General features: G+C 63.5%; 9 protein-coding genes. 4 read left to right on the forward strand and 5 right to left on the reverse strand.

Annotated elements, in window-relative coordinates; genetic code table 11:
- Positions 1 to 134 precede the first annotated feature (134 nt).
- From AC0L2K_RS08455 to AC0L2K_RS08465, 3 genes are all read right to left on the reverse strand, one after another.
- Positions 135 to 3,896, reverse strand: a complete 3,762-nt coding sequence (locus AC0L2K_RS08455; RefSeq protein WP_473531104.1) for an SPOR domain-containing protein — start codon at positions 3,894 to 3,896, stop codon at positions 135 to 137.
- Between the two features lie 103 nt (positions 3,897 to 3,999).
- Positions 4,000 to 5,757, reverse strand: coding sequence for an arginine--tRNA ligase (argS, locus tag AC0L2K_RS08460; protein ID WP_473531105.1), 1,758 nt, complete (start codon positions 5,755 to 5,757; stop codon positions 4,000 to 4,002).
- Positions 5,758 to 5,824: 67 nt separating this feature from the next.
- Complete coding sequence (locus tag AC0L2K_RS08465; protein ID WP_473531106.1) at positions 5,825 to 7,039, reverse strand: deoxyguanosinetriphosphate triphosphohydrolase; 1,215 nt, start codon at positions 7,037 to 7,039, stop codon at positions 5,825 to 5,827.
- A gap of 131 nt (positions 7,040 to 7,170) precedes the next feature.
- On the opposite strand from AC0L2K_RS08465, the gene erpA reads away from it, so the two are divergent.
- The 4 genes from erpA to AC0L2K_RS08485 all read left to right on the forward strand — a co-directional run bounded on the left by erpA (position 7,171) and on the right by AC0L2K_RS08485 (position 9,103).
- Positions 7,171 to 7,518, forward strand: coding sequence for an iron-sulfur cluster insertion protein ErpA (gene erpA, locus AC0L2K_RS08470; RefSeq protein WP_473531107.1), 348 nt, complete (start codon positions 7,171 to 7,173; stop codon positions 7,516 to 7,518).
- A gap of 3 nt (positions 7,519 to 7,521) precedes the next feature.
- Positions 7,522 to 7,914, forward strand: coding sequence for a VOC family protein (locus AC0L2K_RS08475; RefSeq protein ID WP_023802579.1), 393 nt, complete (start codon positions 7,522 to 7,524; stop codon positions 7,912 to 7,914).
- A 7-nt stretch (positions 7,915 to 7,921) separates the two neighbouring features.
- The gene (xth, locus tag AC0L2K_RS08480; protein WP_473531108.1) at positions 7,922 to 8,716 is read left to right on the forward strand and encodes an exodeoxyribonuclease III; all 795 of its coding nucleotides are present in this window, start codon (positions 7,922 to 7,924) and stop codon (positions 8,714 to 8,716) included.
- Between the two features lie 96 nt (positions 8,717 to 8,812).
- A complete protein-coding gene (locus AC0L2K_RS08485) occupies positions 8,813 to 9,103 on the forward strand; it encodes a hypothetical protein (RefSeq protein WP_128176484.1) in 291 nt (96 codons plus the stop codon).
- An 80-nt stretch (positions 9,104 to 9,183) separates the two neighbouring features.
- On the opposite strand, the gene AC0L2K_RS08490 is transcribed toward AC0L2K_RS08485, so the two are convergent.
- A complete protein-coding gene (locus tag AC0L2K_RS08490) occupies positions 9,184 to 10,020 on the reverse strand; it encodes a tetratricopeptide repeat protein (protein ID WP_023802582.1) in 837 nt (278 codons plus the stop codon).
- Complete coding sequence (gene ilvD / locus AC0L2K_RS08495) at positions 10,007 to 11,731, reverse strand: dihydroxy-acid dehydratase (RefSeq protein ID WP_473531109.1); 1,725 nt, start codon at positions 11,729 to 11,731, stop codon at positions 10,007 to 10,009. Before ilvD ends, AC0L2K_RS08490 begins: the two co-directional genes overlap by 14 nt.
- Positions 11,732 to 11,929: the final 198 nt, after the last annotated feature.

Genomic DNA, 11,929 nt, shown 5'->3' on the forward strand with positions numbered 1-11,929 from the left:
AAAGGGAATCGCATCGAGCCACATCGCTCGAGCCGGAATCCTTCCACACGAGGAACTCCTTCCACCATAGAAAAACGGCGCGGTCTGTGACCGCGCCGGTTCTTTCGGCCCAAGGGCGGGAGATTTGAAAATGGTTAGCGCGACACGAAACAGTTGCCCCCGGCAGCCTTGTAGTTGGTGCACAGGCTGATCGCATCGTTGCGCGACTTCGCCGGGACGCGAACGCGATAGAACGTTCCCTTGCCGGCGATCTCGGCCTTGACGATGTTGGCCGTGTGGCCGGAAAGCACGCTGCCATAGCGACGCTGCAGATCCTGATAGGTCGACTGGGCGCTTTCGACGGTCGGCTGCGAGGCGATCTGCATCGACCACGAGCCACCGCCGGTCGAGGCCGCCGCCGGACTGATGGACGCAACCTGGTCGGGCTTGACCTCACCGACGACGTCGACCGGCTGGTCGGACGGACGCTGCGGCGCCACCGGAACCGTGGCCGGCGTGTTGGCAGGCTGGTTGGTTTGAGCTTCAGCCTCAGCCGTGGGCACGGCGGCCAGATTGACTGCTTCCGGCGCGGCGGTTTCGGCCCGGTCGCCGGCCGCTGGCTCGCCCACCGGGTCGCCGCCCAACAGGTCGCCACTTGCCTGGTCGGCAACAGACGCTACGGTACCGGTCTGCGCCGCTTCGCCGGCCTGACCCGCTGGGGCGACAAGCTGCGGCGCCGGATCGACAGGCTCGACGGCAGCCACCTGCGATACCGCAGGCGCCGGATCCTCGCGCGCAACCAGTGAACCATCAGATTTGACCACCATGGTTCTCACCTTGCGTGGCGCAACGGCGACGACATCCGGCTCGATGCCCTGCTCGGCCTCTTGCAGAACCTGGGCGATACGATCCTCGGACTTGGGTGCTGGCGCGGCGGCGTCGGCATTCCCGGCCGCTTGCGTGCCGCCGGCCGCTTGCGTGCCGCCGGCCGCATCGGCGGCTTCAGCCGTGTCGATGTCGTCGGGCGAAAGATCGACCACACGACTCTGCGGCGGTTCCCTGGCCGCCACGTCCACCGGCTCTTCGGTATTGGTGACCAGTTTTTCCTGGACCGGTTCGGCAGGCCTCGCGCCCCCCTTGGCCACGGCGTCGTAAACCTTGTTGTCCTGGTTCGGCACGACGGTGCCGCCCGGGTTTTCCGGCCTGACCTTGATCGGTGCGTTGTCCGCCTTGACGATGACCGGCGCATCGGTGCCGCCGTTGCCGCCGAAAGACAGCGCGAAGGCGCCGAGACCGCCGGCGATCGCCACGGCGCCGACGACTGCGGCGACCAGGAGGCCGCGGCTCCGGGGCCTCGCGGCATGCTGCTCGGCCAGGCCTGGAACCGACATGGCCTCATCCAGTTCGGGGTCGTAGTCGAGTTCGTCCAGGGCAAAATCGTTGGCTTGCGCTTGCGAAACCGGCCGACCGCTGGGCAAGTCGCCCAGATCAAAGCCGCTGGCGGCATCGGCGTAAGACGCACTGACGGGCGCTGCTGCCAGTCTCGCCGCATAGGTCCGCGTTTCAACGCGGTCGGGCTCATGGCCTGACTGGAACCCGGCCGCTGACTGGAACCCTGCCCCCGGCTGGGGTCCGGCCCCCGGCTTGAATCCGGTATTGTAGGATTCGTCGTCATAGACCGCGCTGCGCGCCGGCCCGGCAGCGACGTCCACGGCATTCATTTCCGAGAGAAGGTTGGCGAACTCGGTATCGAGATCGTCATAGGCAGGCACCGGCGGTTCGTCTTCATTGGAGTCGAGTTCCGGAATATCGAGGTCGTCCGCCAGCGCCACGACGCGCTCGGGCACATCGACCGTCTCGACATCGGGCATCTCGTCATATGCAGAGGCTTGTTCGCTTTGCGCTGGCGCAGGTGCCGCATTGGCGGCATCGTCTTCGGCCGGCTCATCCTGATAGGCCGGCTCATCCTGATAGGAGGGTGCCGCAGCGGTTGGCGGTGTCGTTGTTTCTGTGGTCGCCGAAGCCGTCGGCTGGGCTGCAAAGGCGGGTTGCGGCTGTGCCACCGGCGTTACGCGGCTCCACGAACGGGCCGGCGCAGGCGCGGCGGAGGGTGCCGTCATCCAGCTGAGCGAATCATTCGGATCCTGCTGTGGAGCGGCGGCCGCAACGTCATCGCCATGATCCAGACCGATGTCCTTGGCGAAGGCGGCGTGCAATGCATCGTCGTCGAAATCGATATCAGCCGGTCCGGCAGCTTCTTCAGCGCCGAAATCATGGCCCTCGAGCCCGTCGAGGAGAACGGTGTCGAGATCGGCGTCGGCGGCCTGGACCGCGTCTTCATTCGACTGCTCCGAAAGGTCTTGCTCGTCAAGGCTCCCGGCCAGTTCGTCGGTGGGATCCACTGGTTCGTCGGCGGCTTCTCCAGCCGCGGCTACAGGTTGCTGAACCATGGCGGCCGCGGACCCTGCCACCGGGGCAGCCCGTGCGCTCATGGTGCCCAACAGCGCGTTCAATTCGTCTTCGAGGCTCCGCTCCTCAGCGATGGCGGCTGACGCCGTCGGTTCGGCTGCAACGCCGGGGGCCTGAGTAGCCGGCGCCTCGGCTTCATCGGCAAGCGTGTCGTCGAAGCTCAATTCAAGATCGTCGTCGAACGCATGTTCCGGGGTCGCGGTGGAAGGCTCGTCGTCCTTGGCGTCGATAGAATCCGGCTCGTCAATTTCTGGCTCGTCGACTTCGACCGGCTCAGCCGTGCGAATGTCGAAATCCATGTCGACGTCATCCATATCGACGTCGGGCATGGTGTCGTGGTCGGCAAAGTCCTCGTCGGACTCATCCGAAACGGCCCGAATGGGCGCAGCAGGAGCTTCAACAGCGGCCTCGATCGGCTCATGCTCGTCGAGCGTCAGCTCGTCTTCTAGCGAGCTTGCGACGGCGTTGTCGAATTCATCGTCGAACGCGGGTTCGGCGCCCGGCACGGCGATGTCTGCGGCTTCGGCGGCCTGCTCCACCGGCACGTGCTCGTCGAGCGTCAGTTCGTCTTCGAGCGAGCTTGCGACGGCGTTGTCGAATTCATCGTCGAAGGCGGGGTCAGCGGCCGGCGCGGAGATGTCGGCGGCGGTATTCTGTTCGTCCGTCGCATCGTCGTCCAGCCGGAAATCCTGTTCGAGCGACGCAGAGAGTTCGTCGTTTACCGGCAAATCGTCTTCGAACGGCGACACGTCTTCGAGCGAACTGGCGATCGCATGGTCAAAATCGTCGTCGAACACCGCTTCAACAGCCGGCGCGGATACTCCGGCAACACCGGAACCCAGGTCGGCGGCGGCAACGGCATGGGCAGTTTCGTCCGCCGTGTCGTCGTCCAGCCGGAAATCCTGTTCGAGCGACGCGGCAAGCTCGTCGTTCCCAAGCTCGTCGTTTCCAAGCCTGTCGTCCACCGGCAAATCGTCTTCGAATAGCGACACGTCTTCGAGCGAACTGGCGAGCGCTTCGTCGAAATCGTCGTCGAAAGCAGCTTCAGCAGCCGAGGGAGTTCCGGCAACGCCAGAGCGCACATCGTCGGCAGCAATGGCAACGGCGGTTTCGTCTACCGCATCGTCGTCGAGCAGGAGATCCTGTTCGAGCGACGCGACAAGCTCGTCGTCGATTGGGTCAGTAGCAGCCGCGTCGAAAGCCGGCTCGCGAAGCTCGGCTGCGCCGTCATTGGCGTCGCCGCCGAATTCGCCCATCAACTCCTTCTCGAGGTCGATGCCGAAATCGCCGTCGTCCGCTGGCTGACTTGCTGCAGCCGCCGTCGACTGGGCCTGCGGCTTGACCGGCTCGCGCGGGTCGAAGCCCATGATCCTGGTCAGTTCCGCGAACGGATCATCGCTGGCGATATCGTTTTGGGCGGCTGCTTTCAGCTGGGTTCTGTCTGCCATTATTGTTCCCGAACTCGCACTCATTCGGACGCCGTGGACGTCGCGCAGGGTTGGCCCTTACCAGCGCAATGTGGGCAAAAGGTGACAGGTTTTTTAGTCAAACCTAACGCATTTCGGTGGGCGCATCGGCTCCGATCAGCGTCAGGCCGGACGTCAAAACGTCCGATACAGCCTGCACCAGCCCTAGTCTGGCATGGGTCAATTGTCGGTCGTTAACCTTAACAAAACGTAAGTCGGGATTTTCGGTGCCGCGGTTCCAATGTCCGTGGAAGCTGGAGGCGAGATCGTAGAGGTAGAATGCCAGCCGGTGCGGCTCGAGCGCAAGTGCCGCGGATTCGATCAGCCGCGGATATTCGGCAAGCTTCCTGATCAGGCCGATCTCGCCTTCGTCGGTCAGCGAAGCGGTGGCGGCGGCCAGCCGATTGCGGTCGAAATTGGCCTCGCCCAGCTGTTCGCTCGCCTGCCGGAACACCGAATGGCAGCGCGCCGAGGCGTACTGGACGTAGAACACCGGATTGTCCTTCGACTGCTCGGTCACTTTGGCGAAGTCGAAATCGAGCGGCGCATCGTTCTTGCGGTAGAGCATCATGAAGCGGATCGGGTCGCGACCGACCTCCTCCACCACTTCGCGCAGCGTTACGAAATCGCCCGACCGCTTCGACATGCGCACCGGCTCGCCCTCGCGAAAAAGCTTTACCAACTGACAAAGCAGCACGGTGAGCTTCACCTCGTCGCCGGAAATCGCCCGGGCGAGCGCTTCCAGGCGCTTCACATAACCGCCATGATCGGCGCCAAGCACATAGATCAGCTCGACGAAACCGCGATCGACCTTGTCCTTCAGATAGGCGACGTCCGCGGCAAAATAGGTGAAGGTGCCGTCCGACTTGACCAGCGCCCGGTCCATGTCGTCGCCGACCGCTGTCGAGCGGAACAGCGTCTGCTCGCGATCCTCCCAGTCGTCCGGCTTCTCGCCCTTGGGCGGCGGCAGCTTGCCCTTGTAGATATGGCCCTTGAGGGTCAGGTCGTTGATCGCCGAGCGGATTTTCCGGGCGTTGTCGGCGTGCAGGGTGCGCTCCGAGAAAAAGACGTCGTGATGCACATTGAGCAGCGCCAGATCCTCACGGATCATTGCCATCATCGCGTCGATCGTCCTGTCCTTGACAATGGCAAGCGCTTCTTCGTCCGGCATCTGCAGCAAGGAACGGCCAAATTCGCTCGCCAAAGCCTGACCGACCGGCACGAGATAGTCGCCCGGATAGAGCCCGGCAGGAATCTCGCCGATGTCGTCGCCGAGCGCCTCGCGGTAACGCAGCATGACCGAGCGGCCGAGCACGTCGATCTGCGAACCGGCGTCGTTGATGACATATTCCTTGATCACGTCATAACCGGCGAAGGCCATCAGATTGGCGAGCGCATCACCCACCACCGCGCCGCGGCAATGGCCGACATGCATCGGTCCGGTCGGGTTGGCCGAGACATATTCGACATTGGCCTTCTTGCCGCCGCCAACGGTCGAGCGGCCGTAGTTGCGGCCTTCGCCGAGCAGCGCAGTCAGATGCACCTGCCAGAACGCGTCCTTGAGCCTGAGATTGACGAAGCCCGGACCGGCAACGTCTGCAGCGGCGATGTCCGGGTCGGCGCGCAGCGCTTGCGCCAGCCTTTCAGCCAGTGCGCGCGGCGGCTGGCCGGTCGGCTTGGCCAGCACCATTGCCGCATTGGTCGCCAGGTCGCCATGGCTGGCGTCGCGTGGCGGCTCGACGGCGACGCGCGACAAGTCCAGCGAACCGCCGTCTTTGTCTTTCAAATCAAGCGCTTCGACGGCCTTTATAATTCGCGCGTTGAAATCGGCGAAGATGTTCATTGGTGTGGCCCTGGCTCTGGCGGCTTTGCGGGAATCCGGTCTATTGGCCGGCAAAATCGAGCCCCGCCTAGCTTAATTCAGGCGTATGGTCAAACAAACGGCGGTGTTCCTTCAAAGCGTAGGTATCCGTCATGCCCGCCAGGAAATCGGCGACGCTGCGCGCCTTGATGCGATCATCAGCCCGGTCGAGCCCTTCGCGCCAGCCATCGGGCATGGCGCGCGGATCGGCGAAATAGACCTCGAACAGGTCGTTGACGATCTGCTCGGCCTGGTTGCGCACGCGCACGACTTCGCTGTGTCGATAGAGATGCTTGTAGAGAAAGGCTTTCAATTCCTCTTCGAAAGCCGCCATTTCGGCTGAAAAGGTCACCATCGTCTCGCCTGCCGCCCTCACCGCGTCGGCGCTGTCCGGCTTGATGCGGGCCAGATTGGCGGTGGTGGAGACGATGACATCCTCGACCATCATCGTGATCTGCCGGCGCATCAGTTCGTGCCCTGTCCTCACATCGTCCAGCGCCGGATAGCGCTGACGCACGCCGTCGAGGATCGAGCCGGGCAGCGAGACATTTTCCAGCATGTCGAGCTTCAGAAGGCCCGACCTTAGGCCGTCGTCGATGTCATGGCTGTTGTAAGCGATGTCGTCGGCGATCGCCGCGCACTGCGCCTCGATGCCGGCGAAGCGGTCAAGTTCGAGGTCGTGCAATTCCGAATAGTCGCGGATCGCTTGCGGCACCGGCCCCTTCAGCCCGTTTCCGCTGGCGTCGGTCAGCGGTCCGTTGTGCTTGACCAGCCCCTCCAGCGTCTCCCAGGTGAGGTTCAGCCCGTCGAATTCGGCATAGCGGCTCTCCAGCCGCGTCACCACGCGCAGCGACTGTGCATTGTGGTCGAAGCCGCCCCAGGCCGCCATCTTCTTGTTCAGCGCATCCTCGCCGGTATGGCCGAAGGGCGTGTGGCCGAAATCGTGCACCAGCGCCACCGCCTCTGCCAGGTCCTCGTCGCCGCGCAGCGCCCGCGCCAGGGCGCGCGCGATCTGCGCCACCTCGATCGAATGCGTCAGCCGGGTGCGGTAATGGTCGCCCTCATGCGCGACGAACACCTGCGTCTTGTGCTTCAGCCGGCGGAAGGCCGTCGAATGGATGATGCGGTCGCGGTCGCGCTGGAACGGCGTCCGGGTCGGGCTCTCCACCTCGTCGGACAGCCGCCCGCGCGACTTTGCCGGATCGCAGGCATAGGCCGCGCGTGGCCGATAGCCGAATCCGATGTCGCCCAACTCATTTGTCATCGCCCCAACCGATTTCCATAACCCCAACCAATTTCCATAGCCCCAATCAATTTTCCATAGCCTACGACGCAGTTGACTTGCCCCCTCGCGCTTCATACCTATCATGTGAAACCGAAAGCAAGGTGACGCCCATGGGCGCTGATGCCAAGACCGCCATGAAAGTCGAGATGACCGACGCCGCCGCCAGGCGGATTGCCAAGATTGTGTCTGGCGAAGTCGGCAAGACGGCGCTGCGTGTTTCGGTCGAGGGCGGTGGCTGTTCCGGCTTTTCCTACAAGTTCGACCTGGTCAACACCCGCAACGATGACGACGTCGCCATTGAGAAGGACGGCGCCACCGTGCTGATCGATGACCTCTCGCTGGTCTATATGGGCGGCTCGGTGATCGATTTCGTCGACGATCTGATGGGCCAGTCGTTCCAGATCAGGAACCCGAATGCGGTCGCCTCGTGCGGCTGCGGCACCAGCTTCAGTATTTAGAGAATGCCTACCATTAGCGCGGTCCGTCAGGTCGCGCTTTCAGCCGGGCGCGATCTCGATGCAACGCTGGCGTTCTGGCAAGACGTGCTTGGCATGGCCGTGCACGTGCGCTTCGATCCGCCTGGCATCGCCTTCATCATGGCCGGCGATGTGCGGCTGCTGTTCACCGATGGCCTGCCGGCCGGCACCGTCTATCTCGACATTTCGGGCCTTGACGATTTCCACGCCTCGGCAAAAGCCGCCGGTGTCCCCTTCACCGCGCCGCCGATGCTCGTCCACCGCGATACCGAGGGCCTGTTCGGGCCGGCGGGGGAAAGCGAATGGATGGCCTTTCTAAAGGATCCGGCAGGCAATACGATCGGCCTCGTCGAACGCCATCCGCCCGAGCAGCAATGAGGCCGTCATGAAAATCGTCACCTGGAACATCAATGGTGTTCGGGCCCGTATCGGCAATTTGACCCACTGGCTGACGGAAAGCGCGCCCGATATTGCCTGCCTGCAGGAGATCAAGACGGTCGACGAGCAGTTTCCGCGGGCCGAGATCGAGGCGCTTGGCTACAACGTCGAAATCTATGGCCAAAAGGGATTCAACGGCGTCGCCATCCTGTCGAAGCTGCGCTTCGACGAGGTCATCAGGGGCCTGCCGGGCGACGATGCCGACGATCAGGCGCGTTTCATCGAGGGCGTGTTCTCGACCGACAAGGGCGCGTTGCGCGTTGCCTCGCTGTATTTGCCGAACGGCAATCCGATCGATGACGAGAAGAAGTTCTCCTACAAGCTGTCCTGGATGGCGCGGCTGGAGCGCTGGGCCGAGGAAAGGCTCGTGCTCGAAGAGGCGCTGGTGCTGGCCGGCGACTACAATGTCATCCCCGAACCGATCGATGCGAAGTTCCCGGAGAACTGGCTCAGTGATGCGCTGTTCCAGCCGCAGACCAGGCAGGCGTTCCGCCGGCTGAAGAACCTCGGCTTCACCGAAGCCGTGCGCGCGGTCAGCGACTCGCCGGACATTTTTACGTTCTGGGACTATCAGGCCGGCGCCTGGCAGAAGAACAACGGCATCCGCATCGATCACTTGCTGCTCTCGCCCGAGGCCGCCAATCGCTTTTCCTCGGCCTCGATCGAAAAGCATGTGCGCGCCTGGGAAAAACCCTCGGATCACGTGCCGGTGGCCATCGAACTGGGTTATGCGCCAATCTGATCGTTTCGCGCCCAGAACCGCCGCATTGCCTTGATAGACCGTCATATCGCCACAATCGGGGTTTCCGCTGCAATCCGGGTTCGGCTGGGGTTCAGGATGACGATCAGGTTTGCGATTTGCCCATGTGCCGCCGCGCTCGCCCTCGCGGCAACGTCGGCGTTTGCCAATCCTGCATGCCTGGCCAACGGAACATCATTCCAGATCGGCCAGGTCGCCTGCCTGACGCTTTCCGGCCGGAGCCATCTCGCCCGCTGCGACATGGTGCTCAACAACACGTCATGGACAAGGATCCGGGACGATTGTCCTAAAACCCCGCTGGCACCGCCGGCCACGCCGATTTCAACGCCGGAGTCCGGTCCCGTTCCGACAAAACCGACCGAGAATTGATCCCGACTTTTTCGAGAGCCCACTCTTCCTGACTATTGACCCAGTCTTTCCCAGCTGTTGGCTTCGTGCTGGCTTCGCGACTACCGGTCGCCGCCACCCTTGGTGAGGATGTCGTCGGCCAGCGAAATCGCGGTGCGGCGGTCGGCCTCGCCCGCGGCGGCGAACGCCTCTTCCTGCATGCCGCGTATCCATGGCTGGTCGGAAGGCGCGGCTCGTTCAAGCGCCGCGGTCATCATCGCCAGCCCCCGAACGATCTTGCCGCTCTGGAAGAGCAGGTGGCCGAGCGTCGCCTGCGCGCCGGCATGGCCCTTTTCCGCAGCGAGTTGGAACCAGCGTCCGGCCTGCTTAATGCTCGCCTTGACGCCGCCCTTGCCATTCAGGAAGATCTGGCCCATCTCGAACTGGGCATTCGGGTTGCGGTAGTTGGCGGCGGCGCGCATGTAGTACTCCTGGGCCGCCACCTCGTTCTCTTTGATCGGGCTGCCGGGGATGCCCTTCCTCAGATAGTCGCCGAGCGCCACGAGCGCGTCCGAGACATAGCTCTCTTCCGGCGAACCGGGCTCGACGTCCTGGTCGACGATCTCGCTGAAGAACTTGAACGCCGCGTAGTCGTCGCGCTCGACGCCGTCACCCTCGGCATACATGCGCGCAAGCTTCCAGGTGGCGCCGATCTGGCCGTTTTCGGCCGCGTATTTATAAGCCTCAGCAGCCTGCTCCTTGCGGCCGTTCTTGTAGGCGGAGAAGCCGAACTGGAACACCGCCCACGGGCTCGACTGCGGCTTCACGCCGGTCTTGTCGTCGAACACCTTGTCATCGAAGGCCATGGCCTGGCCTGCGGCGCCCAAGGTCGCGCCAAAAGTGGCGATCGCGACCAGTGCCGAAAAGACAGACAGCCTCAGCAACTCAGATATCCGCATAACAATGTGTTTCTCTCGCACCACCGGGATGGGTGACCGCCCCGTCGCGGGCAGGCCCTACCGTTTGTGCATATTTCCAGATCGCGCCCGACTGATAGTCGGTCGCGCGCGCCTTCCATGCCTGTGCCCTGGTCGCCAGTTCGGTGTCGGACAGCGCCACGTCGATGGTGCCGTTCACCGCGTCGATCGAGATCAAGTCGCCATCCCTGAGCAGCCCGATTGGGCCACCCACGGCGGCTTCCGGCCCGATATGGCCGATGCAGAAACCGCGTGTCGCGCCCGAAAAACGCCCGTCGGTGATGAGAGCCACCTTGCCGCCCATGCCCTGGCCATAGAGAGCCGCCGTCGTCGACAGCATTTCGCGCATGCCCGGACCGCCGCGCGGTCCCTCGTAGCGGATCACGAGGACCTCGCCTTCGCTGTAGCTGCGATCCGTAACCGCCTGGAAACATTCCTCTTCCGAATCGAAGCAGCGTGCCGGGCCAGAGAATTTAAGCTCCGACATGCCCGCGACCTTCACGATCGCGCCTTCGGGGGCAAGGTTTCCCTTCAAGCCCACGACGCCACCCGTTCGGGTGATTGGTCGGTTGGCGGGACGGACCACATCCTGGCTATCATTCCAGGCAATGTGCTCCATATTTTCGGCTAAAGTGCGGCCGGTCACGGTCAGGCAGTCGCCATGCAGATAGCCGTGGTCGAGCAACGTCTTCATCAAGAGCGGAATGCCGCCGGCCTCGAACATGTCCTTGGCGACATATTTGCCGCCCGGCTTCAGGTCGGCGATATAAGGCGTCTTCTCGAAGATCCTGGCGACGTCGAACAGGTCGAACTTTATCCCCGCCTCATGCGCGATCGCCGGCAGATGCAGCGCCGCGTTGGTCGAGCCGCCGGTGGCCGAGACCACGGTCGCCGCATTCTCCAGCGCCTCCAGAGTGACGATGTCGCGCGGGCGGATATTTTTTGCAATCAGCTCCATGATCTTTTCGCCGGAGGCGAAATTGAAGCGGTCGCGCATCTCATAGGGCGCCGGCGCCCCGCAGGAATAGGGCAGCGCCAACCCGATCGCCTCGGCGACGGTGGCCATGGTGTTGGCGGTGAATTGGGCGCCACAGGAGCCGGCCGACGGACAAGCGGCTTGCTCGATTTCGAGGAGTTCGGCATCGCCGATCGTGCCGACCGAGTGCTGGCCGACGGCCTCGAACACATCCTGCACGGTGATCTGCCGGCCCTTGTAGGAACCGGGCAGGATCGAGCCGCCATAAATGAAGATCGACGGCACGTTGAGCCGCACCATGGCCATCATCATGCCGGGCAGCGACTTGTCGCAACCGGCAAGGCCGACCAGCGCATCGTAGCAATGGCCGCGCATGGTGAGTTCGACCGAATCGGCGATGACCTCGCGCGACACCAGTGACGATTTCATGCCCTGGTGGCCCATGGCGATGCCGTCCGTGACGGTGATGGTGCAGAATTCGCGCGGCGTGCCGCTAGCCGCGGCAACGCCCTTCTTGACCACCTGCGCCTGGCGCATCAGCGAGATGTTGCAGGGTGCCGCCTCGTTCCAGCAGCTGGCGACGCCGACCAGTGGCTGCGCGATCTCGGCCGCCGACAAGCCCATCGCATAAAGATAGGATCGGTGCGGCGCACGCGCCGGACCGACGGTCACATAGCGGCTGGGCAGCTTGGCCTTGGAGATGACTCTGGCGTTCATTCTCTTCCCTTGCCGCGAGCGGTGCGACCTGCCCCAACGCCGAGCCTTTTGGCATGCCCTGGGACGCATTCGAGGTGCGCCGGGTTTATGGCGGGAAGTAGGCAATGTCGGCGGGCGCGGTTGTGGCGCGAGGGTTGTTCAGAAACTGTTGCCAAAACATCACGATCGCGTGAGACAGAGGGAATCGGCGTCGTTGCA

Source organism: Mesorhizobium sp. WSM4817 (assembly GCF_055811135.1).

Excerpts from the sequence above, each read along its gene's own strand:
- erpA (WP_473531107.1), top strand. The coding sequence starts at position 7,171 with ATGGGCGCTGATGCCAAGACCGCCATGAAAGTCGAGATGACCGACGCC.
- argS (WP_473531105.1), bottom strand. The coding sequence starts at position 5,757 with ATGAACATCTTCGCCGATTTCAACGCGCGAATTATAAAGGCCGTCGAA.
- xth (WP_473531108.1), top strand. The coding sequence starts at position 7,922 with ATGAAAATCGTCACCTGGAACATCAATGGTGTTCGGGCCCGTATCGGC.
- AC0L2K_RS08465 (WP_473531106.1), bottom strand. The coding sequence starts at position 7,039 with ATGACAAATGAGTTGGGCGACATCGGATTCGGCTATCGGCCACGCGCG.
- AC0L2K_RS08485 (WP_128176484.1), top strand. The coding sequence starts at position 8,813 with ATGACGATCAGGTTTGCGATTTGCCCATGTGCCGCCGCGCTCGCCCTC.
- AC0L2K_RS08490 (WP_023802582.1), bottom strand. The coding sequence starts at position 10,020 with ATGCGGATATCTGAGTTGCTGAGGCTGTCTGTCTTTTCGGCACTGGTC.
- ilvD (WP_473531109.1), bottom strand. The coding sequence starts at position 11,731 with ATGAACGCCAGAGTCATCTCCAAGGCCAAGCTGCCCAGCCGCTATGTG.
- AC0L2K_RS08475 (WP_023802579.1), top strand. The coding sequence starts at position 7,522 with ATGCCTACCATTAGCGCGGTCCGTCAGGTCGCGCTTTCAGCCGGGCGC.
- AC0L2K_RS08455 (WP_473531104.1), bottom strand. The coding sequence starts at position 3,896 with ATGGCAGACAGAACCCAGCTGAAAGCAGCCGCCCAAAACGATATCGCC.